Annotated in this window: 17 protein-coding genes and 1 tRNA gene; 10 read left to right on the forward strand and 8 right to left on the reverse strand. The window is 67.6% G+C overall.

Going from position 1 to position 21,454, the window contains the following annotated elements:
* Nucleotides 1-94: 94 nt before the first annotated feature.
* Both AD89_RS0102685 and AD89_RS0102690 read left to right on the forward strand, forming a co-directional pair.
* Nucleotides 95-1,030, forward strand: a complete 936-nt coding sequence (locus AD89_RS0102685; RefSeq protein WP_025777066.1) for an SGNH/GDSL hydrolase family protein — start codon at nucleotides 95-97, stop codon at nucleotides 1,028-1,030.
* Nucleotides 1,027-1,791, forward strand: a complete 765-nt coding sequence (locus tag AD89_RS0102690) for an alpha/beta hydrolase (protein ID WP_025777067.1) — start codon at nucleotides 1,027-1,029, stop codon at nucleotides 1,789-1,791. The genes AD89_RS0102685 and AD89_RS0102690 overlap by 4 nt, the downstream gene beginning before the upstream one ends.
* Before the next feature lie 11 nt (nucleotides 1,792-1,802).
* Here the strand turns inward: AD89_RS0102690 and AD89_RS0102695 are convergent, their stop codons facing one another.
* Genes AD89_RS0102695 through AD89_RS0102705 form a run of 3 tightly spaced genes read right to left on the reverse strand, consistent with a single transcriptional unit; the run spans nucleotide 1,803 to nucleotide 4,188 of the window.
* The gene (locus tag AD89_RS0102695) at nucleotides 1,803-2,723 is read right to left on the reverse strand and encodes a tryptophan 2,3-dioxygenase (RefSeq protein WP_051505002.1); all 921 of its coding nucleotides are present in this window, start codon (nucleotides 2,721-2,723) and stop codon (nucleotides 1,803-1,805) included.
* A 17-nt stretch (nucleotides 2,724-2,740) separates the two neighbouring features.
* Entirely contained in the window at nucleotides 2,741-3,067 is a 327-nt protein-coding gene (locus AD89_RS0102700) for a protealysin inhibitor emfourin (protein ID WP_025777069.1), read from the reverse strand.
* Nucleotides 3,064-4,188, reverse strand: coding sequence for a M4 family metallopeptidase (locus AD89_RS0102705; RefSeq protein ID WP_025777070.1), 1,125 nt, complete (start codon nucleotides 4,186-4,188; stop codon nucleotides 3,064-3,066). Before AD89_RS0102705 ends, AD89_RS0102700 begins: the two co-directional genes overlap by 4 nt.
* A 92-nt stretch (nucleotides 4,189-4,280) precedes the next feature.
* On the opposite strand from AD89_RS0102705, the gene AD89_RS0102710 reads away from it, so the two are divergent.
* Nucleotides 4,281-5,630, forward strand: a complete 1,350-nt coding sequence (locus AD89_RS0102710) for an MFS transporter (protein WP_025777071.1) — start codon at nucleotides 4,281-4,283, stop codon at nucleotides 5,628-5,630.
* Between the two features lie 236 nt (nucleotides 5,631-5,866).
* The gene (locus tag AD89_RS0102715; protein ID WP_035319725.1) at nucleotides 5,867-7,879 is read left to right on the forward strand and encodes an ABC1 kinase family protein; all 2,013 of its coding nucleotides are present in this window, start codon (nucleotides 5,867-5,869) and stop codon (nucleotides 7,877-7,879) included.
* Nucleotides 7,880-8,400: 521 nt separating this feature from the next.
* On the opposite strand, the gene AD89_RS0102720 is transcribed toward AD89_RS0102715, so the two are convergent.
* From AD89_RS0102720 to AD89_RS0102730, 3 genes are all read right to left on the reverse strand, one after another.
* A tRNA-Thr gene (locus AD89_RS0102720) sits at nucleotides 8,401-8,473 on the reverse strand.
* Between the two features lie 164 nt (nucleotides 8,474-8,637).
* Nucleotides 8,638-9,498 (reverse strand): DsbA family protein, encoded by an 861-nt coding sequence (locus AD89_RS0102725; RefSeq protein ID WP_025777073.1) that lies wholly within the window; start codon nucleotides 9,496-9,498, stop codon nucleotides 8,638-8,640.
* A 207-nt stretch (nucleotides 9,499-9,705) separates the two neighbouring features.
* The gene (locus tag AD89_RS0102730) at nucleotides 9,706-11,712 is read right to left on the reverse strand and encodes a serine/threonine-protein kinase (RefSeq protein WP_025777074.1); all 2,007 of its coding nucleotides are present in this window, start codon (nucleotides 11,710-11,712) and stop codon (nucleotides 9,706-9,708) included.
* A 65-nt stretch (nucleotides 11,713-11,777) separates the two neighbouring features.
* On the opposite strand from AD89_RS0102730, the gene AD89_RS17985 reads away from it, so the two are divergent.
* Together AD89_RS17985 and AD89_RS17990 are read left to right on the forward strand one after the other, a co-directional pair.
* Nucleotides 11,778-13,367 carry an alpha,alpha-trehalose-phosphate synthase (UDP-forming) gene (locus tag AD89_RS17985; RefSeq protein ID WP_081770314.1) on the forward strand — a complete coding sequence of 530 codons (1,590 nt, stop codon included), beginning with the start codon at nucleotides 11,778-11,780 and terminating at the stop codon, nucleotides 13,365-13,367.
* 10 nt (nucleotides 13,368-13,377) lie between these two features.
* Nucleotides 13,378-14,280: a trehalose-phosphatase gene (locus AD89_RS17990; RefSeq protein ID WP_051505000.1), complete on the forward strand. Its 903-nt coding sequence runs from the start codon at nucleotides 13,378-13,380 to the stop codon at nucleotides 14,278-14,280.
* A 161-nt stretch (nucleotides 14,281-14,441) separates the two neighbouring features.
* On the opposite strand, the gene AD89_RS0102745 is transcribed toward AD89_RS17990, so the two are convergent.
* Both AD89_RS0102745 and AD89_RS0102750 read right to left on the reverse strand, forming a co-directional pair.
* Nucleotides 14,442-15,497, reverse strand: a complete 1,056-nt coding sequence (locus tag AD89_RS0102745) for a LacI family DNA-binding transcriptional regulator (protein WP_025777075.1) — start codon at nucleotides 15,495-15,497, stop codon at nucleotides 14,442-14,444.
* Entirely contained in the window at nucleotides 15,494-16,522 is a 1,029-nt protein-coding gene (locus AD89_RS0102750) for a LacI family DNA-binding transcriptional regulator (protein ID WP_025777076.1), read from the reverse strand. Before AD89_RS0102750 ends, AD89_RS0102745 begins: the two co-directional genes overlap by 4 nt.
* Before the next feature lie 227 nt (nucleotides 16,523-16,749).
* Here AD89_RS0102750 and AD89_RS0102755 point away from each other — a divergent pair, with 227 nt between their 5' ends.
* From AD89_RS0102755 to AD89_RS17995, 4 genes are all read left to right on the forward strand, one after another.
* Nucleotides 16,750-17,457, forward strand: a complete 708-nt coding sequence (locus AD89_RS0102755) for an ABC transporter ATP-binding protein (protein WP_025777077.1) — start codon at nucleotides 16,750-16,752, stop codon at nucleotides 17,455-17,457.
* Between the two features lie 156 nt (nucleotides 17,458-17,613).
* Nucleotides 17,614-18,801, forward strand: a complete 1,188-nt coding sequence (locus AD89_RS0102760) for a DUF4032 domain-containing protein (protein WP_231488377.1) — start codon at nucleotides 17,614-17,616, stop codon at nucleotides 18,799-18,801.
* A 132-nt stretch (nucleotides 18,802-18,933) separates the two neighbouring features.
* Nucleotides 18,934-19,797, forward strand: coding sequence for an SDR family NAD(P)-dependent oxidoreductase (locus tag AD89_RS0102765; RefSeq protein ID WP_231488379.1), 864 nt, complete (start codon nucleotides 18,934-18,936; stop codon nucleotides 19,795-19,797).
* A gap of 138 nt (nucleotides 19,798-19,935) precedes the next feature.
* The gene (locus AD89_RS17995) at nucleotides 19,936-21,435 is read left to right on the forward strand and encodes an amino acid permease (RefSeq protein WP_035319728.1); all 1,500 of its coding nucleotides are present in this window, start codon (nucleotides 19,936-19,938) and stop codon (nucleotides 21,433-21,435) included.
* The last annotated feature ends 19 nt before the right edge of the window (nucleotides 21,436-21,454 follow it).

Raw genomic sequence — 21,454 nt, forward strand, 5'->3', positions numbered from 1 at the left:
CGCCGTCAGGTAGTTCTGAGGGCTACCGTGGGGTAGGACGTGTCCGGCGCGGCGTATAGTCTGGATGCATCGTCCGAAGAGAGAAGGATCCCTGATGCTTGAGCCGATCACCTCATACGTCGCAATCGGAGACTCGTTCAGTGAGGGTCTGATGGATCCCGACCCACGGGCCGAGGACCGGTACCGCGGGTGGACCGACCGCCTCGCGCTCATGCTCACCGAGTCCGCAGTGGGCAGCCCGGACCTGTCCTACGCCAATCTGGCCATCCGAGGTCGACTGCTCGACCGCATCGTCGATGACCAGGTGCCGCAGGTTCTCGAGATGAAGCCGGACCTCGTGAGCCTGTGCGCCGGCGGCAACGACTGCCTGCGCCCGAAGGCCGATATCGATGCCCTGGCCGCGAAGTTCGAACGTGCTGTGATCGCCATGCGTGAGGCCGGCATCGAAGTACTCATGTGCAATGGCTTCGACACCGAGTTCAGCACCCCGCTCATCCGTGCCGTGCGACCTCGAGTGGGAGTCTACAACGCTCATCTGTGGTCGATCGCGCAACGGCACGGCTGCCATATGGTCGATCTGTGGGGGCTGCGGTCGCTCTATGCCGCGCAGATGTGGGCCGATGACCGCATCCACCTGTCGACGAAGGGCCACCACCTCGTCGCCGAGCAGGCTCTGGCCACCCTGGAGAGCGGCCGCTCCCTGCCGGTCAAGGGCTTCGGCGTTCCCGCTCGTCCGACGCGGGCGATCCGCGAGGTGATGAGCGAGGAGTCGCGGTGGGCCCGTGAGTACCTGGCCCCATGGGTCGGTCGCCGACTGCGTGGACAGTCCTCCGGTGACACCCTCGATCCGAAGCTGCCCGAACTCACCCGCGTCCGTGACCTCGTCGAACGCTCGCGCGAGGTCGACCGTGCCCAGAAGAACGACGCGGCCGGCCGGTCGGAGACGGCCGACCTGACCGACTCAGGCGGAACTCGCCCCGACGAGACCGGCACCGGTGGGGTGCACGCAGCTCGGGATTCCGACCGATGAGCGTCGAGTCCGTGCGCATTCCCGAACTCTCAGCCGTCGGGACCGCCCAGGTGCCGTCCTTCCGCCACGTCTACGGGGACTCCCCCGAGCAGTTCGTCGAGGTCTTCGGTGACCCGGCGGCCGCCTCGGCGACGGTGATCTTCGTCCACGGAGGCTACTTCCGGCCCCGCACCGACCTGGCCCACGCCCGGCCGTTTGCTCGGGCGTTGGCCGAGTCCGGGGTGCTCGTCGCCTCCGTCGAGTATCGACGGCTCGGCGGTCAGCCGCTCCTGCTCGACGATGTCACCGCGGGCATCGATTCGGTGTGTGCCGAACTGCCGCGCTGGGGCGTCAGCGAACAGGCACGGCAGAATCTGATCGTCTCGGGGCATTCGGCCGGTGGCTGCCTCGTCCTCGCCTGGGCCTCGCATCTGCCCGCGGAGGGACCGCGGATCCGTCTGCGCCCTCTGGCGCCGGTGACCGATCTGCTGCGGGAAGTCGAGGCAGGCCTCGGGGATGGTGCGGTGCTGGACTATATGGGGGCGCGCCCCGAGGATGATCGGCAGGCGTATCTGCGCCACGATCCGCGATCACGGGCGGCTCTCATCCCGGCGCGCGTCGATGTGCATTCGCTCCACGGAGATGCCGATGCCACCGTCGACGTCGAATTCTCCCGAGTCTTCCCCGCCGCCCTGACCGAGCTGGCCGGGGCGAACCATGCCGATGTCATCGACCCCGATTCTCCGTTCTTCCCACAGGTGAGGAACCTGCTGCTCGGCTGAAGGGCGGCGTCTCAGACCCCTTCGGGGCTGATGCCCGGCCCGTTCTCGATGCCTGTGCGGATATCGAAGAGTTCGGGGAAGAACGTCAGATCGAGCGCCTTCTGCAGGAATCCGACTCCGCTCGAACCGCCCGTTCCGCGTTTCATGCCGATGATCCGCAGCACCGTGCGCATGTGCCGGTAGCGCCAGATCTGGAAGTTCTCCTCGAGGTCGACGAGCTCTTCGCAGCTTTCGTATTCCTGCCAGTACTTCTGCGGGTTCTCGTAGATGATGCGGAAGACATCGCACAGTTCCTCGTCGAAGGTGTGGGCGACCGACTTGTCCCGGTCGAGCAGCCGCTGCGGCACCGGAAGTCCGCGCCGGGCCAGGCACGCGAGGAACTCGTCGTAGATGCTCGGTTCCTCCAAGTACTGTTCGAGAGCCGCACGCGCCTCGGGTTCTCCGTCGAAGACCGGGAGCATGGCGCGGTTCTTGTTGCCGAGCAGGAACTCCACGGCCCGATACTGCCAGGACTGGAAGCCCGAGGCACGGCCGAGCTGGTCGCGGAACCCGACGTATTCGCTCGGCGTCAGCGTGGCGAGCACGGACCACTGCTCGGTCAGGGTCTTCTGGATGTGTTTGACGCGGGCGATGCGCTTGAGCGCGGTCTGCAGCTCATCGTCGGCGATGAGTCGCCGGGCGTCGAGGAGTTCGTGGATGACGAGCCGGAACCACAGCTCCGTGGTCTGGTGCTGGATGATGAAGAGCAGCTCGTCGTGGTGTTCGGGACTGCTGACGGGGTGCTGGGCGCCGAGGAGCCGGTCGAGGTCGAGATACGACCCGTAGGTCATCGACTCCTTGAGGTCGGTGTGGACCCCGGCTTCGAGGTCTCGTTCGTTCTTCTCGGCCGTCGTCCGAGCGTCGCTGCCCGGGTCATGGTTGGTGTCGGTCATGACCTCCAGCATAGGGGTCAGCCGGGCTGCCGCCTCTGCGGTTCGGCGACGTCCCGCACCTCGTCGACCAGCTGCTTCCATTCCGGCGGCATCTGAGATTCGCCGAAGCGCACTCGCCCGAACCGGCTCTCGATGAGATAAGCGAAACGGTCGGCACCCGTGGACTGCGGCGCATCGTCTCTCTGCCCGTCGTCGGACCAGGGAAGATCGGCGATGCGCGGGCCGAGGTCATCGCGCCGACTGCTCGCGTCGATGTCGACTTCCCAGACGAGCAGCATCCCGCCGATCCCGCCCGAGCGTTCGACGAGCAGACGCCCGAAGCCCCCGGCCGGCTTCTCGCTCACCAGCTGCTCCCCTGATTTCCGCGCGCCGATCCGGAGTGGGAGATGCCCACGGCTTCCCACCCGGAGACGATCGCATCGTGAACGTCGGATCCGGTGCCGAATTGGTCGGCCGCCTCGGCGATGGTGAGTTCTGCGAACTCCGCGAAATCGGTGCGCTGCGTGATCTCGGACCCGGTGAGGACGGAGTACCAGACCTGTCCGACGCTCTCCCAGGCCGGACCGCCGACGGCGGTGGCTGCGAGCGCGAAGGCGCGGTTCGGGATCCCGGAGTTGAGGTGGACGCCGCCGTTGTCGGAGTCGGTGGTGACGAAGTCGTTCATATGCGCCGGCTGCGGATCCGTGCCGAGGACGTCGTCGTCATAGGCCGTGCCGGGTTCGATCATGGAGCGTAGCGCACGGCCGGTCACCTCGGGGGTGAAGATTCCGGCGCCGATGAGCCAGTCCGCGTCCTCGGCATTCTGTCCGGCATCGTGCTGCTGGGTGAGTGCCCCGAAGACATCGGCGCAGTGCTCGTTGAGTGCTCCCGGCTGGCCGAAGTACTCGAGGTCGGCGGTGTGGCTGATGACGCCGTGGGAGAGTTCGTGGCCGATGATCGACAGCGAACCGGTGAACCCGGTGAACACTTCGTCGTCGCCGTCGCCGAAGACCATGAGTCGGCCGTCGAAGAACGCGTTGTCGTAGTCCGTGCCGTAGTGGACGCTGGCCATGAGCGGCATTCCCGCCCCATCGAGCGAATCGCGCCCGAACACCTCGGAGAACAGCGCATATGAAGCGCCGAGCCCGTCATAGGCGTCGTTGACCGGTTCGTCGCTGACGGGCGCTTCGCCCTCGGAGCGGACGAGTTCGCCGGGCAGCACCTCGGTGTTCTGCGCATCGTGGATGAGGCGCTGCAGCCCTGCCGATCCGGGGGCGGCGAGCGCGGTCTCGTCCTTGCCGAGATCGGCCGGCGGCGTGTACCGCAGACCCGCCAGGCGCAGATTCCGGCAGCTCTCATCGGACATCCGACAGCTGGCCGCGGCGGCCGCGGCCTTCGGGAACCGCTCGGTGCCGCGCTCGGCGATCGCATCGAGGAGATAGGGCGGGACGACACTGTGAAATGGGACGACGTTGTGAGAGACCATGGCTCCAGCGTGCCACGTCCGGCGACGAACCGATAGAGAACCCGGCACATCCGAGGCGGGCGGCCCGCCGCGACCTCAACTAAACTTGTCACGTGCTCAAACCCATCCTGTGGCCGGTGCTCGTGCCGTTCGCCCTCTTCGCCGTCGGCCTGGGTGCGATCATGCCGATCCTCGTGCTCGGCGCACTCTCGCTGGGGTCGACGCAGGCCTTCGCCGCCGCCATCGTCGGCATCATGGGGGCCGTGTCGCTGATGGCCACGGTGCCGGCCGGGATCCTCATCGACCGCCTCGGCGATTTCCGGGCGATGACCGTGGCCACCGCCGCGGCCATCGTTGTGCTCGGCTCCATCGTCGCCGCCTTCATCTGGGATTCGCCGTACTCACTGCTCGTCTACACGATCGCGCTCATGGTCTTCGGCCCGGTCTCCGATGTATGGAGCCTGGCCCGGCAGGCCGTCGTCGCCGAGGTGATGCCGCCGGCCGATCTCGCCAAGGCGATGACCGCTCTGGGCGGCACGCAGCGGGTCGGCAACCTCGTCGGGCCGATGATCGGTGCCGGTCTCATGCTCGTGTTCCCGATCTGGTCCGTGTTCGTCTTCTCCGGGCTCAGCGCCGTCGCGGCGATCGCGATCATGGCCCTGCCGATCGCGCAGATCCCCGGTTTCGACGACCATCCCCACCGCGCCGAGGCGGCCCCGACCTCACGTGCCGACGATGACGAGCCCTCCCCCGCCGATGTTCCTCACCCCGCCGAGGCGGCCGACCCCGCCCCAGCGAACGATCCCCCACACGGAGACGACCACCATCCTCGGCGCGGGAAGAATACGGATCGTCGGCCGCCGTTGGACGTGCGGTGGAGATCGGTCGTCCTCACCGGCATCACGATCATCACACTGGCGGCGGCCCGAGCCGCCCAGCCGGTCGTCGTCCAGCTGTGGGGCGTCGAGATCGGCCTGCACAAGTCCTCGATCTCGCTCATCATCGCCTTCGGCGCCGGACTCGAGCTCATCGTCATGTTCCTCGGTGCGTACATCAAGGATCACCTCGGCCGAGTCGCGACCCTCGTCGCGTGCCTGTCCGTCTTCGGCACCGGGTTCATCATCATGGTCGCCAAGCCGGATCTGGCTGGGATGGTCATCGCCGCCGCGGTCATGGCCTTCGGCAACGGTCTCGGGGCGGGCGTGAATATGACGATCGGGGCGGACCTCTCCCCCGCCGTCGGCCGGCCTCGGTTCCTCGGCATCTGGGCGATCTTCAACAACGGCGGCAAACTCGGCGGGCCGACGCTGCTGTCCCTCATCATCACCGTGACCACCCTGCGATTCGGGGTGCTCTTCCCGGGACTGCTCGCCCTCCTCGGCGCGGTGTGGATCCTCATCTGGGCCCGTCAGGTGGGGCTGCCCGGCCGCAGGAGGCGCCTCGACCCGCCGCGCACAGACTGACTCCGGGCGGCTCCTCACGTCTCCGCGCATACGGCCCACACTCACGCACGGACTGACCCGACGGACTAGGCTGGACACGACCGATTCGACGAGGTTCGGCCGGCGGCCCGGAGCCGAAGGCCCGCAGGGGTCGGCGGGCCGATGCCGAAGGCCAGTAGGGGCCGGCGTGCCGGATCCGAAGGCCCGCAGGGGCCGGCCCTCGGCTGAGAGTCCGACCAGGATCAGGAGAGTCATCGATGGAAGCACTGGACGTCGGCGGATATGCGCTGGTGAGCCTGGCCGCACTCGTCTTCCTCTTCCTCCAGTCATGGTTCGCCGCCACCGTGGTCCGTCGCGTCGTCGGTGTGCCCACCGGCTGGCCGCGCACATTGGCCGTCGGCCTCGTCATGAGCGCCGTCGTCGCCGTGACCGTCCAGTACCTCTACCGGGCCGGCACCGGGCAGAACGTCGACGGCCTCGACGTCTCCCCCGGAGTGGCGGTGCTATTCATGGTGCTCGCCCTCGGGTGGATCTTCGCCCTGGGCGTCGGCGCCCTCGTCATGCTCGAAGCCGCCTTTCCGACCGGATCCCTGCCGAGCCCGCAGTCGCTGTTCTTCGGGTGGAGGTCCCGCCGTCGCCGCGCCCGCCGCTATGCCCAGGTCGTATCCATTGCGGTGCGGCACGGGCTCGGCTCCCAGTTGCGCGGCTTCGGCGGGGATTCGCCGGGCCGAGAGGTCAAGACCGCGCGGGCGCTCAAGGAATCCCTCGCCGAGGCGGGGGTGACCTTCGTCAAGCTCGGACAGATGCTCTCGACCCGCCGAGACATCCTCCCGCCGGTGTTCGTCCGTGAACTCGAGACCCTGCAGACGCAGGTGACCCCCGAACCGTGGTCGGTCATCGAGCCGGCCATCGCCGAGCGACTCGGTCGGCCGATCGGAGAGGTCTTCGCCCGCATCGACTCCACGCCGCTGGCGGCCGCCTCGGTGGCGCAGGTCCATGAGGCGACTCTGCTCGACGGCACGGAGGTCATCGTCAAGGTGCAGCGACCGAAGGCGCTCAATCAGGTCGCGCAGGATCTCGATATCATCCTGCGGTTGGCGGGCTGGCTGAACAAGACCACGACGTGGGGGCGGGACCTGGGTGTGCAGTCGCTGGCCGCAGGGTTCGCGAACACGCTCGAGGAGGAGCTCGACTATCGGATCGAACTGGACAACATGGCCGGCATCGAGGCCTCACTGACACGATCGGGCAAGTTCGACGTCACCGTTCCGCACGGCTATCCGGGCCTCAGCGGCGAACGCCTGCTGGTGATGGACCGGCTGCCCGGACAGCCGGTCTCGCGTGCGGGGGCACTGCTGACCGGGCTCAGCGATGCCGAACGGTCCCGGTTGGCGACCACTCTGCTGGGTGCCACGCTCGAGCAGATCATCGGTGATGGGATCTTCCACGCCGATCTGCATGCTGGCAATATCTTCATCACTCCCGAGGGGAAGCTGGGGCTGCTCGACTTCGGTGCCGTCGGACGACTCGACCCGGCCACGCAGACGTCGCTGGGCCTGATGCTCTATTCCATCGACCAGAACGACAGCGCAGGGGCCACCGACGCCCTCATCGAACTCCTCGGACGTCCCGACGGGCTCGATGATCGGGAGGTCGAGCGCGCCGTCGGCGAACTCCTACTGCGCTACGGCGGCGGTACCCGCGCGACGCAGGGCCAGAAGCTCTTCGACGATCTGTTCAACCTCGTGCTCGCTCATCGCTTCTCCGTACCGGCGCCGATCAGCGCAGCCTTCCGAGCCATGGCCTCTGTGGAAGGTGCGCTGCTGACGATCGATCCGAACTTCGACGTCGTCGCCGTGTCCCGGACGGAGGGCAACAGGCTCGTGAGGTCGAAGCTCAAGGGCACGAAGATCACCGATGAGCTGCAGCGCCGGGCTCTGCAGCTGATGCCGATGATCGACCGCATGCCGCGCCGGATCAACAAGATCACCGAGGATCTCGAGCAGGGCCGGTTCTCGATGAACATGCGTGTGCTCGAGAATCCGTCCGACCGCAGCTTCCTCACCAGCCTGTTCCAACAGCTCATCGTCGCCGTCCTCGCCGGGGCCGCCGTGGTGGGAGCGATCATGCTCATCACCAGTGATGAGGGTCCGCTGCTGACGAAGGACATCCACCTGTACTCGTTCTTCGGCTTCGTGCTGCTCTTCGGCGGCTTCGTGCTGAGCATGCGCTCCCTCATGCTCGTGTTCAGACGCGACGGCCAGACCTAGCCTGCCATTCGACCGTCGCTGCGCCCGTCCACCAACCTCCACCGTTGCCACTCGGCCATCGCCACTCCGCTGTCGCGCCCCTCATCCATGTGCCGCCGGCGGGACTATCGGGCGTCCGGCGCAATCGTGGTTGCACAGCCCGTCTTCCGACGTGGGCTGGCCGGCCGAGACTGCGCCGTTGTGGGCCCACAGTGAGCGCTCCGGCCAGCCCGGCTAGTCCGTCTGCTGGGAGTCACACCTCAGTCGGAGCGAGTCGCTGGTGAAGTTCCGGACGATCCGTGCGGGATTTCGTGGCCGAAGTCCGCACGGATCGTCCGGAACTCGGGAGCCGGGCGGACGAAGCTGGAGCCGGACAGCGAAAAGGGCGATGCCCCGTGGGAATGCGAGCGCAGTGTTGATTCCGTCCTCGCCCGGGCAAGAAGACGCCCAGCGTACCGCTGGTTCTGACGGTTCACGTGTCATAACCGTGTCATCACGCAACGAACCAGGGCAGACAATCGAGTGTCTGCCCTGGTCAGGTGAGCCCCCTGTCAGACTCGAACTGACGACCTTCGCTTTACAAGAGCGGTGCTCTACCAACTGAGCTAAGGAGGCGTGGTGCGCACCGAGCGTGCGCGCCTACACGATAGTAGTCCATGGCCGGGCCCGGCCACAAAACCGGTGGGAGACGAAGAAGGCCGGACCCCACCTCGGCGGGGTCCAGCCTTCAATCGCTCAGGACCGTGACTCACACGGCTCCGGCCGGGTGTCTCGGGCGATCAGCCCTTGAACTCTCCGGTGGCCTTGAGGATCTCGGTGGCCAGGGCCTGCGAGTCGCTGGTCTTGTCGGTGTGCTCGCCGTTGATGAGCACCCACGGGGTGGCTTCGACTCCGTCATCCAGAGCGGTCTGGCTCGACTGCTCGACGAACTTGTCGAAGGTCCGGTCGGTGACGCAGGACTCCACGGTCTGCTCGGGATCGGCCTGGAGCTTCTTCGAAGTGTCGACACCGGCGTCCTCGGCGACCTTGAGCAGCTCCTCATCGGTGCGGCCTTCGGTGCCCTCCTCCGGCTGCTGAGCGTAGAGCGCGTCGAACAGGTCGATGGCGACCTCGGGCTGGCTGTCGACGACGCAGGCGGCGAGGTTGGCAGCGCGGGTCGAGTACTCGTTTCCGCTGGACATGCGGTCGAGGAACGACACCGGCTTGTAGTTGACGACGATCGATCCCTCGTCGGCGAGCTTGCGCAGCATGCTCGCATTGCCTTCCTCGAACGCCTTGCAGCCGGGGCACTGGAAATCGAGGTAGACGGTGACCGTGGCGGCCCCCTCCTTCGTGCCCTCCTCGGTCGGAGTCGGCAGATCCGATTCCTCATCGTCGGGCATCGTCAACGGCTGCACGAGCGTGTTGTCCTTGCCCACGGTGATTCCGTCGGAGACGTAGTTCGTGGGGCTGACAGCTGGTTTGCTCTGCTGGAAGACCAGCACGGCGACCACGGCCAGCACAGCGACGACGACCACGGCGATCCCGGTGTACAGGATCGTCTTCGCGGTCTTCTCCTTCTTCGCCTGATTCGCCGCGATCTGCCGGGCGTTCTCGCGTGCGCGGTTCCGCTTATCGTCCGCGGAGTTGTTCTTCGCCATTGTTCCTCACGTTGGATCGTCTGACATCGGTGCGGCCTGAGGCCCGATCAGTGCGGGACGGCTTCCGCGACCCGACGGCACCACTGTACCGAAACAGGTGCTTCGCCGACTCCCAGAAACATTCAAGGTTCAACTACAACGTTCAACTACCTCAACACTGCGCCGGTAGCTTCCGGCGCGCACCGGACCAGGCAGCCACACCGCGCCTCACACCGGTCCGGGCAGGTAGTCGAAGGGGTTCATCGTCAGCGGCCACCAGGACATGGCCGCTCCCGACTGGATGACCATGACGGCGAGGATGACGAGCAGCGCGATCACGGCCACGGCGATGAGGCGGCCGAGCTGGTTGCGAGTGGCTCCCGAGACGAGCAGCCGCGAACCGAAGCGCAGGCTCGAGGCTCCCGGTCCGACCCACAGCACCAGCGAACCTGCAGCGCCGGCGGCCCACACCGACCATTGTTCGGACGAGCCGCTGGGCACGATCCCGGCGATGTCGAGCCGGGTGAGCACGAGCGCGGCGGCGGCCGCGATCGCCGGCAGGATGAGCGAGGCCACCGAGGTCAGGGTCGAAGCCAGCACGGCCCCCGGCGCCGAGGCGAGCGCCCGGAAGAATCCGCCCGAATCGATTCCGCGGTCGAACCGATACCGCTGGACCTTCCGATCCAGACGCGTGCCGGTGCGGGCGAGCACCGACCAGATCAGAGCGACGAGGCAGATGACCAGCGGCCCGAGGGGCATGACGGCCACGGCCAGAGCCACGAGTCCGAAGACGACCCAGCCGCCCGACTGCACCCGTCGGTATCCCATCGGCTGCAACGGCTGCCCGCCTGGCGGCATCTGCTGACCGCCCAGCTGCGTCGGCTGACCGCCCGGCCCCATGAGCTGCCCGCCGTGACCGTGCTGGTCGCCCCACTGCCCCTGATGAGCCTGACCATGCGGACCACCGGGACCGCTCGGCCCGACGAGGTTCTGCCCCTGACCGGGCTGAACGAAGCCGGAACGTCCGAGGTCGGCGCCGGCCATGGGCGATCCCGGACCTGCCTGGATACCGCCGTTGGGGTTGCTGATCGGCGGAGCGGTCGCTTGCTGCGGGGGCTGCCCGTGCATCCGCCCGGAGCCATAGCCCGTCCCCTGGCCGGGCCCCGCACCCTGGCCGGGCCCCGCACCGTGACCGGACCCGACATGACTGGTGGGCCGGCTGGATCCGGGGTACTGCGGCTGCCCGCCGCCGGACGGTCCGGCTCCCGGGTAGCCCGTGCCCGCGCCCAGCACCGCGCCGCCGAGCGCTGCCCCAGCACCACCGTGCCCAGAAACTCCACGACCGCCGTCGTCATCGACGGCCGGCATCACCGCGGTTCCGCTCGGTGACCGCTGCGGACCACCCGGGCCGGCTCCGCCGCTGGGCCCCGACCCGAGCTGCGGCATCCGCCCGGACTCGATGTCAACGAGAGCGTCGAGGATCATCTGCCCCGACGGACGGCGTTCGGGCTTCGGGTCGAGGCAGGCGGAGATGAGCGGAGCGAAGTTCTTCGGCGCCCCGTCGAGGTCGAATTTGCCCATGGCCACACGACCGAGCACGGCCTCCAAGGGTCCGGAACCATAGGGATTGCGGCCCGTGGCTGCGAACGCCATCGTCGCGGCCCACCCCCACCAGTCGGTCTTCTCACTCGAGGCCTTGCCGTCGGCGATCTCCGGGGACAGATAGCCGGGGGTGCCCATGACCAACCCCGTGGCGGTCACGCGCACTTCGTCGGCGACCTGGGCAATGCCGAAGTCGATGACCATCGGCTCTCCGTCCATGATCATCACGTTCGCGGGTTTGAGGTCACGGTGGATGACGCCGGCATCGTGGACGGCGTTGAGTGCGTCGAGGAGGGCATGGCCGAAGTGGACGAGCTCATCCTCGGCGAAGGGGCCGTTGTCGCGGACATCATCGGACAGGGTCTGCCCGTCGACGAATTCGGTGATGATGAACGGCTGCGCGGAATCGAGCTCCGCGTCGAGGACCTCGGCGATGCGAGGGTGGCGGATCCGGCGCAGGGTGCGGGTCTCGCGAGCCAGACGCTTGCGCGCGGTCTCATCATTGGCGATGTGCGGATGGAGGACCTTGACGGCGACCGGGTGGTTTCCGCCGTCGACACCGAGGTAGACGACACCCATGCCGCCCGAGCCGAGCTCCTCGATGAGGCGGTAGCCTCCCAGTTCCTGATCCATCACCTGGCCAAGCCTAGTCGAGCGAGTAGAGTTCATTCCAAGGACCGACACAGGAGGAGGCGCAGATGAGCACCGTCGACTCTGCCGAGCCCAGCACCGACACCGCCTTCGGCGACAGCGATTTCGTCGTCGTGGCCAACCGCCTGCCCGTCGACCGTGATCCTCATGATGCGAACCACGGATGGCGTACCTCACCAGGAGGTTTGGTCACCGCGGTGGCTCCCGTGATGAAGGCCCAGGAGGGGGCGTGGATCGGCTGGACGGGCGTCGCCGACGAGGACTTCGAACCCTTCACGATCGACGGCATGCACCTGACCCCGGTGACCCTGACAAGTGAGGATGTCCTCAGGTACTACGAAGGGTTTTCCAACGCCACGCTGTGGCCGCTCTACCACGACGTCATCGTCCCGCCCGAGTACCACCGCACCTGGTGGGATGCGTATGTGCGGGTCAATGAGCGCTTCGCGCACAAGGTCACCGAGGTGGCCGCGGAGTCCGCGACCGTGTGGATCCACGACTATCAGCTCCAGCTGGTCCCGCAGATGGTCCGCCGCCTGCGCCCGGACCTCGCGATCGGGTTCTTCAACCACATTCCCTTCCCGCCCTACGAGCTCTTCGCTCAGCTGCCGTGGCGCGACGAGATCCTGCGCGGGCTCCTCGGCGCCGACCTCATCGGGTTCCAGAGGCCGGCGGACGCAGCGAACTTCCGTCGCGCCGTCCGCGGACGTCTGGGATATGCGACGAAGGGGTCGACGGTATCGGTTCCGCCGGGTGACTTCCTCCCGGCCCACCTCGTCCGCGCCGAGTCGTTCCCGATCTCGATCGACACTCCCTATCTCGAGGAGCTCGCCCGCGATCCGAAGATCGTCGAGAGGGCGAAGCAGATCCGCGAGGAGGTCGGCAATCCGCGGGTGGTCATGCTCGGCGTCGACCGGATGGACTATACGAAGGGCATCCGCCACCGACTCAAGGCGTTCGGGGAGCTGCTCGCCGAAGGCCGACTCGACGTCGAAGATGTTGTCCTCATCCAGATCGCGACCCCGTCGCGGGAGCGGCTCGAGCAGTACAAGATCATTCGACACGACGTCGAACTGGCCGTCGGGCGGATCAACGGCGAGCAGATCGACGTGGGGTCGATCCCCGTGCGCTACCTCCACCATTCCTATCCGCGCGATGAGATGACGGCGTTCTTCCTCGCCGCCGACGTCATGCTGGTGACCGCTCTGCGCGACGGAATGAACCTCGTTGCCAAGGAGTATGTGGCGTGCCGGAGGCGCGACGACGGCGCCCTCGTGCTCTCCGAATTCACCGGTGCGGCCGAACAGCTCAAGGGCGCGGTCATGGTCAATCCCCACGACATCGCCGACCTCAAGGCGGGCATCCTCGAAGCCGTGCAGATGGACGAGAGGACTCGCACACGCCGGATGAAGCAGATGCGCAAGAGGGTCGCCACCGACACCGTGAGCCGGTGGTCGAAGAACTTCCTCGCCGAGCTCGAACACATCAAGGACAATCCCGAGGCCATCGTCCCCGAACAGCCCGTGGTGCAGAAGAAGCGGACCGCACCGCCGCCGGACGTGCCGGCGGCCCCGTCCGATCGCGCCGAGCGACCCGATGATGCCGAGTGGACAGACGATATCTCCACCGCCCGCTAGGAGAAGCACAGTGACATCGAAGCCGACCGCGCTCGGTCCTGCCCGCTCCACCCCCGCCGAGGTGGTCCTGCGTGATCTCGCCACCGCCGAATCGCTGCTGCTGGCCTTGGATTTCGATGGGGTGCTCGCACCCCTGCAAGACGATCCGTCGACCTCCCGGATGGTCCCCGAATCGGCTGCGGCCATCGCGGCGCTCGCCGGCCTGCCGCGCACGCGGGTGGCGCTGGTGTCCGGTCGCGATATCGCGACCCTGCGCCGGCTGTCCGCAGCCCCGGACTCGGCGTGGCTGATCGGTTCGCACGGCGCGGAGGCCGAACTCGGAATCGACGCTGACGGTGACGGCGACACTGCTGAGTTCCGGCCTCCCGAACTCACCGCGGCCGAGGCGGACAGACTCGCCGCCATCGATGCTCACCTCGACGCATTCGAACACACGCTGCCGGGCGCCGACGGCTCAGGCGATGCCGACGGTGCCTCGGATTTCCTCATCGAGTCCAAACCCTATTCGCGGACGGTCCATACTCGCGGAATCGCCCCCGAGGCCGCCGCGGCCCTGCACGAGCACGCCACCGAGGTGGTCGAGGAGTTCCCGGACATCCGTGTCATCGAGGGCCACGACATCACCGAACTCGCCGTCAAGCAGGCGACGAAAGGCGATGGCATCCGGCTGCTCGCCCGCGCCGGCGAACCGACGGCAATGGGCTACCTGGGCGACGATGTCACCGATGAGGACGCCTTCGCGGCACTCGACGAACTCACGGACTCCCACGTCCTCGACTCCGGTCTGACCGTCAAGGTCGGGTCCGCGCAGACTCGCGCTGCGTGGCGGATCGCCGACCCTGCAGCTGTGGCCGTACTGCTCGGTCGCCTCGTTGCCGAACGCACGGAATTCCTCCGCACCGTCCACGATTGAGGGCCGTCCACGGCCACGGTCGGCCCGCCTCGGCGGACTCCGCTCGACCCGACTCACCGGACGGATCCACGTCATGGCAGGACCGCCTCGGCGAGGATGGTCCGGCTCCGACGCTTCGGTCGGGCCGCCTCGGCGCGAGTGACTCCGCACTAACCCCGAGGTCAGCGGCGCTGCGGGGGAACGGCACTGGCACGGAGGACGAGGTCCGGGTCGACCGTGTAGTCGACGTGCACGCGCGCGTGCCCGGCGCCGATCATCGCGCGGATCTCGTCGATCGCCGACTGCGCCACGGTCGCCCAGTCGTAGACCACCTGCGACAGCGGCGGTTGGACGACATCGGCGTCGGGGACATCGCCGACCGTGAGCAGGGACAGGTCGCGGGGCACGTCGAGCCGCAGCCGCTGGGCGGCTTCGAGCAGGCCGAAGGACAGGGACGGGGCGCAGGCGATGACGGCGGTGCAGCGCAGGTCGAGCAGCTCCTCGGCGGCGGCGACTCCGGCCATGGCTCCGCCGGCGGCCTCGACGACGGGGGCCTGATCACGGGTGGCGGGAATGTGGAGGATCCCTGCCATCGATCTGCGGAAGCCGGCGATCCGGGCCGGGGCCGCCGAATCGCGCAGCACGGCGAGTCCGATGCGTCTGTGGCCGAGGTGGACGAGGTGGGCCACGGCGGTCTCGATTCCGCCGGTCGCATCGAGGTAGATGCGCGAGATCCCGTCGTCGTGGCGGGCATTCGAGATGCGGATGAGCGGCAGTCCGCGTTCGGCGAGCATTCCCGCGAGCACACCGGCGGCGCCGCCGCCGACGACGATGGCTCCTGAGATCGCAGGTCCGCCGTGTTCACTGCCGAGGATGGTCTCGAGCAGAGCCTCGTTGCGTTCGGCGATGGCCTCGATGTGGACGACGGCGATGCCGAGTCCGAACATCCGGTTCGTCAGGATCTCCGCCAGCCGCGAATACGGGTCGACGTTGCCCGCGGACACCGCGGGTTTGATGAGCGCGATGAGCGACGAGCCGGCACCGTCCCCGGCACCTGTCGTCGGGGTCTGCCCGGTGGCGCCGAGGATCGCCAGCGCCTGCCGGACCTTCGCGAGAGAGGCGGCCGACACCGATTCGGGATCGCGCAGGGCCCGTGAGGCGGTGGCCTTCGAGACCCCGGCGGTGCCGGCGATCTCGGCGAGGCGGACGTGCCGGTGCTCGGGCGGCTGATCGTTCATCGGCGGGCCGCCGTCGTCGAGGTTCGGGCGACGAGTCGGGGACGGAACACCGGCGGCACCGAGGGCAGACCCGTCGTCGAGATCCGCAGCGTCTGCAGGGTCGCCGCGATGAGGGCGTTCGACAGTCCCTCGACGTCGAGGCCGAGCACCGTGGCCGGAGGGCCCGTGAACTTCATCGTCGGGGAATCGCCGAACCCGACGACCGACATGTCCCGCGGCACCTGCAGATGCCGATTCCGCAGACCGTGGAGAGCGCCGTGCAGCTGCAGAGCCGATTGGACGATCACCGCTGTGCACGTGGCATCCTTGAGCTCGAGCACCGCACGCGATCCGCCGGAGAACGACTTCGGCACCCGTGAGATCCAGTCCTCGAGGTTGAGTCCGAGGTTTCTGGCCGGATGTTCGGCGAGGAAGCGGCGGATGAGCTGAACGGCCAGTTCACCGCTGTCATTGCAGATCAGCCCGATCCTCCGGTGTCCGATCGCCCGCAGATGTTCGAAGGCCGTGGTCATCCCACCGCCGAGGTCGAGGCGCGCGGCGATGACATCGGCACTGCCCGGCCCGGTTCCGGGCGTACCCGCCACGGAAACTTCAGTCCCGGCCGTGTCGGCCTCCTCGGCTGCGGACTGTTCGGCGACGCGGATACAGGGGATCTCCGTGTTCAGGCTCGTCATCGTCGTCGTCACCAGGGCCACGGCGCCGGCGTCGATGGCGGTCTGCAGCGGTTCCGGATCGGTCTCGACCAGCGGACGGGTGACGAGGAGATCGTGATCCTGCAGGGCCTTGGTCACGCGGGTGCAGACCTGGACCTGCCAATGTTCGGGGTTGCCGGGGGCGCTGACGGCCACGAGCCGCCTCGGCGCATCATGGAGCAGGGTCGAACGCGAATAGCCGAGCTCGCTCATCGCCTCGAGCACCTTCGCCCGGGTCGACTCGGCGACGGCACCGCGGCGGCCGAGCACGCGGGAGACCGTGGCCAGAGAGACCCCGGCCCGGGCGGCGACCTCGTCCAACGTGACCTTCATACGTTTCAGTCTACTTTCGCCCCACGGTATACGTCGGCGCAGTCGACGGGGTGGACGCCACGGTATGCGTCGGCGCACAGCCAGCGTGCTGAGAATCACTCTACGCTTTGTCGAATTCACAGGGCGCCCCAACCCTCAACCCCTTAGGATGAGAGTGACTGAGCATCCCTGCCAGGTCACCGACGACCAGCTGCTCACGGAGTTATTCAGAAGTTTTAGGAGGACTTATGTCAACGGTGTCGTTGAATGGCCTCAGTCATGTCTACGAGAACACGACGTCCGAATCCGTACACCCGTTCAACCTCTTCGTCGATGACGGCGAGTTCCTCGTCCTCTACGGCCCCGCGGCGTCGGGCAAGTCGACGATCCTGCGGATGCTCCACGGCCTGGAGACCCCGAAGACCGGCACCATCCTCATCGATGGTGCCGATATCACCCACACCGCCGTCAACGACCGCGATGTCACCCTGGCACTGGAGAGCTACGCGCTCTACCCGCATCTGAGCGTGCGCGACAATCTCGGCTTCGCGCTGCGCGTCGACGGTCTGCCCGCCGATGAGATCCAGGAGCGCGTCGAATCCGTGATGGACAAGATCGGGCTGAGCGACATCCTCGACTCGGTTCCCGGCGACCTCACTCAGCTGCAGCGCCAGACCGTGGCCCTGGCCCGCGCCGTGGTGCGCCGACCCAAGGTGCTCATCATGGACGAGCCCGTGGTCAACCTCGTCCCCGAACAGCAGACGGAGACCCTGTCGCTGATCAAGGACCTGCAGCAGGAGTTCGGGCTGACGACGATCTACGCCACCTCCGATCTCGAGGATGCGAAGGTCCTCGGCGACCGGATCGCGTTCCTCGACCACGGACGGCTGATCGGGGTGGAGACACCCGACCTCGCCGAGGCGCTCGTGGCCTCGGTCTCCGACTCGGACTCCTGAGCCGTGCCGGGAAACCCGCCCCCGCCGGACCCGCCCTCACACCCTGCACCGTCGACGTCGGTCGGCGCGGCCGCATCGGTCGGCGCGAGCGCATCGGTCGACGCGGCCGCTCCCTCACCGGAGATCCACACGGTCCGGAACGCCGATCATGCGGCCTTGGCCGAACTCCCCTGGCATCTGCCGCTGGCTCAGTGGCCGGAGACGCTGCTGGGCGGTCTGCCCCGCGGAATCTCCCGCCATGTCGTGCGCTATGTCGAGATCGGAGACGAAGTGCTTGCGATCAAGGAGACCGACGACGCGCAGGCCACGCGTGAGTTCGACATCCTCGGCGCGCTCGGCAACCTCGATGTCCCTCTCGTCGAGGCCCGCGCCGTCGTCGGCGGCCGCCGGACCGCTTCGGGCGAGGCGCTCAAGGGCGCCCTCATCACCGCCTATCTCGAGTTCTCCCTGCCCTACCGTGCACTGTTCTCCCGGGACCTGGCCGAGGACACCGGCGGTCGCCTCGTCGACGCTCTGGCGGTCCTGCTCGTCCGCCTCCACCTCGTCGGCTTCTACTGGGGAGACGTGTCGCTGTCGAACACGCTCTTCCGCCGCGACGCCGACGCCTACGCCGCCTATGTCGTCGACGCCGAGACCGGCGAGCTGCACGACCAGCTCTCCGACGGGCAGCGGAACATGGACCTGCGGATCGCGCGGATGAACATCGCCGGGGACTTCCTCGATCTGCAGGCCGCGGGACTCGTCGCTCCCGAGACCGATCCGCTCGCGGCCGGTGAGCGACTGTGCGAGTCCTACAACGCCCTGTGGGCGGAGCTGACCCGGGTCGAGGAATTCAGCGTCAGCGAACGCTGGCGCATCGACGAACGCATCCGCCGCCTCAACGACCTGGGCTTCGACCTCGGCGAACTGACCGTGACGACCGATATCGACGGCATCAGCCTGCTCGTGTCCCCGAAGGTCGTCGAACCCAACCACCATTCGAGGCGTCTGCTGCGACTGACCGGGATCGGCGCGAACGAGAACCAGGCACGGGCGATGCTCAACGACCTCGACTCGTTCCGCTCGGCCCCCGAGATCGCCGAAGTCGACGAACTCGACGAATCCCAGGCCGCCCGCCGCTGGCTCGACGAAGTGTACAAACCCCTCATCCAGGCGATCCCGGAGAACCTCACCCGCAAACTCGAACCCGGGCAGATCTTCTACGAGTTCGCCGAGCACCGCCGCACCATGGCTCGCGCCCGCCAACGCGACATCCCCACGATGGAGGCCATCGCCTACTTCATCGTCGACTACCTGGCGAACCTCCCCGACGAGATCCGCTACGTCGACAGCGAGAAGTTCTGACGATCCCACCTCAGCCGATGTTCCACAAGGTGAAACGGGCACGGCGGGGCCGCCTCGGCGGGCATACCTTGGAAGTCCACGGAGCGACACCGTTGTCGCTCCGGAACCGAACCCCGCCCGGAAGGACTCCCGATGTCGACGAACGAGCCGATGCCCACGAACGAGAACAACCCGTCGATCCCGTCCCTGTTCGACTTGAGCGGCCGCACGGCCGTCGTCGTCGGGGCCGGATCCGGCCTGGGGCAGGCCAGCGCGATCGGGCTGGCCGATGCGGGGGCGCACGTCGTCGTCGCCGATCTCAACCTCGCCGGCGCCGAGGAGACAGCCGAACTCATCGCCGCCCGTCGCACGGGATCGGCTGCGCACGGTGCCACGGATGGCGGATCCGGGGCCGGGTCCGCCTCGGCGGTGGCCGTCGACATCACGGACACGGCGTCCGTCGACGCACTCGTGAACGCATGGGCCGATGCCGAAGTCCTCGTCATCACCCCCGGGGCGAATGTGCGCAAACGACTGACGGACACCACCGATGACGAATTCGACCGGGTCATCGACATCAATCTCAAGGGCACCTACCGGCTGATGCGCGGATTCGGCCGCGAGATGGGCGAGCGCGGTCGCGGCTCGATCGTCACCTACGCCTCGTTCCGGGCACTGGCCATCGAACCCGGTCAGGGACTGTACGCGGCGGCCAAGGCCGGGGTGGTGCAGCTGACGAAGACGATGGCCAGTGAGCTCGGAGGCAAGGGCGTGCGCGTCAATGCGATTCTGCCCGGGCCCTTCGACACGCCCCTGACCCAGCAGATCAAGGCCGACGGGAAGTGGTGGGACGCGTACGCGGACAAGACCGCTCTGGGCCGGTGGGGTCGACTGCACGAGATCGCCGGGCCCGTCCTCTTCCTCGCCTCGGACGCATCGAGCTATGTCACCGGCCACTCGCAGCTCGTCGACGGCGGCTGGATGGCCCAGGACGGACGATTCACCCCCGACGTGTGAGGGCTCTGCTGTGTTCTGCGCGGGCTCTGCCGTGTGAGACCTCTGCCGTGTGAGATCGACGACGCCGCAGGACGGATTCGCCCGTGATCACGGGGGAGCCCGGCGAGACAATATTCATGGCCATGCAAGAATATTCATATGACCGTTTCGCACACACCGCCCACCCCGCCGACGCACACTCCCACCGGAGTGCTGCGGCAGCTGGGGCGACGCAAGTCGATCAGCGCCATGACCGCCGAGGCCCACACCGATGCGCAGTCCGCACAGCAGGGTGGGCTGCGGCGGACCTTCGGCGTCTTTCAGCTGACGATGATCAGCGTCGGGGCCACCTTGGGCACGGGAATCCTCGTCATCCTCGGCGAGGCAGTGCCTGTGGCCGGCCCGGCCGTCTGGCTCGCCTTCGTCCTCGCCGGAATCACGGCGCTGCTGTCGGCGGTCAGCTACGCCGAGATGGCGGGAATGGTGCCGGTGTCCGGGTCGAGCTACTCGTATTCCTATGCCACTCTGGGTGAGGGCGTCGCCTGGGTCTGCGGCTGGTGCCTAGTCCTCGAATACGCGGTCTCGGTCGCCGCGGTCGCCGTCGGCGCCGCCGACTACGTCAACGAGACCCTGCGCGTCTTCGGCCTCGAGCTGCCGGCGTCCCTGACCACCGGACCGGGCCTGGCCGAGAATCCGGATGGGATCATCAACGTCTCGGCGCTTGTCGTCGTGGCTCTGGCGACCGTGCTGCTGATGCGCGGCGCCCGCGAATCCGGTGTCGCCAACACCATTCTCGTGTTCGTCAAGATCGGCATCCTCGTCTTCTTCGCCGTCGTCGCGTTCACCGCGTTCAAGGCCGGCAACTTCGCGCCGATGCTGCCGATGGGCGCCGCCGGTGTCACCGCGGCCGCCTCCAGCGTGTTCTTCTCGTACATCGGCTTCGATGCCGCGTCCACGGCCGGTGAGGAAGCGAAGAATCCGCGCCGGGACCTGCCGCGGGCGATCATCTTCTCCATGCTCATCGTCACCTCGATGTACGTCCTCGTCGCCGTCACAGCGATCGGGGCGCGGCAGTGGCAGTGGTTCGACGGCGCTCATGCGCCGCTGGTGCAGATCGTCGAGGAGATCACCGGGTCGAATATCGCGGTGCTGGCCTTCGCCGTGGCCGCGGTGCTCGCGATCTTCTCCGTCGTCATCACCGTGCTCTACGGTCAGTCGCGGATCCTGCTGACGATGGCACGGGACGGCATGGTGCCGAAGATCTTCGGTGTGGTCTCCCAGCGCACCGGCACTCCCCTGATCGGCACTCTCATCGTCGGCGGCCTCGTCGCCGTCACGGCGGCGCTCATTCCGCTCGGCGAACTCGCCGATGCCACGAGCATCGGCACCCTGTTCGCGTTCTGCCTGGTCAATATCGCCGTCATCTACCTGCGGTTCAAGCGCCCCGACCTCGACCGTTCGTTCAGGGTTCCGTTCGGGCCGGTCGTCCCCGCGCTGGGAGCCGTGGCGTGTGCGTTCCTCATGGTCAACCTCGGCGGGCGGACGTGGATCGTCTTCGGCGTGTGGATGGCCGTCGGCGCCATCGTCTATCTCACCTACAGCCGCCGCCACTCGACGGTCGGGGCCATGGACGAGGCAGCGTACCGCACCACCCTCTGATTGCTACCTGACGGCGGCC

Origin of the sequence: Brevibacterium sp. VCM10 (genome assembly GCF_000583215.1) — a bacterium.
Lineage (GTDB): Bacteria > Actinomycetota > Actinomycetes > Actinomycetales > Brevibacteriaceae > Brevibacterium > Brevibacterium linens.

Excerpts from the sequence above, each read along its gene's own strand:
- AD89_RS17985 (WP_081770314.1), top strand. The coding sequence starts at position 11,778 with ATGAGCACCGTCGACTCTGCCGAGCCCAGCACCGACACCGCCTTCGGC.
- AD89_RS0102725 (WP_025777073.1), bottom strand. The coding sequence starts at position 9,498 with ATGGCGAAGAACAACTCCGCGGACGATAAGCGGAACCGCGCACGCGAG.
- AD89_RS0102750 (WP_025777076.1), bottom strand. The coding sequence starts at position 16,522 with ATGAAGGTCACGTTGGACGAGGTCGCCGCCCGGGCCGGGGTCTCTCTG.
- AD89_RS0102690 (WP_025777067.1), top strand. The coding sequence starts at position 1,027 with ATGAGCGTCGAGTCCGTGCGCATTCCCGAACTCTCAGCCGTCGGGACC.
- AD89_RS0102715 (WP_035319725.1), top strand. The coding sequence starts at position 5,867 with ATGGAAGCACTGGACGTCGGCGGATATGCGCTGGTGAGCCTGGCCGCA.
- AD89_RS0102755 (WP_025777077.1), top strand. The coding sequence starts at position 16,750 with ATGTCAACGGTGTCGTTGAATGGCCTCAGTCATGTCTACGAGAACACG.
- AD89_RS0102705 (WP_025777070.1), bottom strand. The coding sequence starts at position 4,188 with ATGGTCTCTCACAACGTCGTCCCATTTCACAGTGTCGTCCCGCCCTAT.
- AD89_RS0102695 (WP_051505002.1), bottom strand. The coding sequence starts at position 2,723 with ATGACCGACACCAACCATGACCCGGGCAGCGACGCTCGGACGACGGCC.
- AD89_RS0102730 (WP_025777074.1), bottom strand. The coding sequence starts at position 11,712 with ATGGATCAGGAACTGGGAGGCTACCGCCTCATCGAGGAGCTCGGCTCG.
- AD89_RS0102685 (WP_025777066.1), top strand. The coding sequence starts at position 95 with ATGCTTGAGCCGATCACCTCATACGTCGCAATCGGAGACTCGTTCAGT.
- AD89_RS0102765 (WP_231488379.1), top strand. The coding sequence starts at position 18,934 with ATGTCGACGAACGAGCCGATGCCCACGAACGAGAACAACCCGTCGATC.
- AD89_RS17995 (WP_035319728.1), top strand. The coding sequence starts at position 19,936 with ATGACCGTTTCGCACACACCGCCCACCCCGCCGACGCACACTCCCACC.
- AD89_RS0102745 (WP_025777075.1), bottom strand. The coding sequence starts at position 15,497 with ATGAACGATCAGCCGCCCGAGCACCGGCACGTCCGCCTCGCCGAGATC.